Below are 399 nucleotides of genomic sequence, written 5' to 3' on the forward strand. Positions count from 1 at the left end.
GTGGTGGAGGTGGCCCGCCCGCGTCGGGTCCATCGGTCGACGGTGCATCGGTGGGTAGGCCGGTATCAAGCCCGGTCCTTGGGCGGCCGAGGACCTGGCGGTGCCGTCGGAGGCTGGAGTGGGGGCCGGTGATGCCGGCGCGTTGCCGGCGTTGGAGATGTCCTGACAGGGATATCCAGCGGTGAGGACGTCAACGGGCTGGATGCGGATCCAGTCGACGGTGCGGATGTCGCCGAGGTTGGGCACGCCGGGCCAGTGGTGCTCGCAAACGGTGCGGGCGTGCCGGTCGGTTTCGGCGTACCAGGTGAGCTGGCCGCCGAGCACCAGCTCGACGGCCATGTCGAGGCCGCCGTTGCCGGTGCACAGCGATGCGATGCGCGGTACGGGTCGGTGGTCAAT

General features: G+C 70.2%; 1 protein-coding gene. It reads right to left on the bottom strand.

Translation table 11 applies throughout. The features are described 5' to 3' along the window. The coding region (locus C1I92_RS33225) for a DNA cytosine methyltransferase (RefSeq protein ID WP_199521854.1) at positions 1 to 339 on the bottom strand (339 nt) is incomplete at its 3' end. Positions 340 to 399 lie beyond the last annotated feature (60 nt).

Origin of the sequence: Jiangella anatolica (assembly GCF_003236295.1) — a bacterium.
Classification (GTDB): domain Bacteria; phylum Actinomycetota; class Actinomycetes; order Jiangellales; family Jiangellaceae; genus Jiangella; species Jiangella anatolica.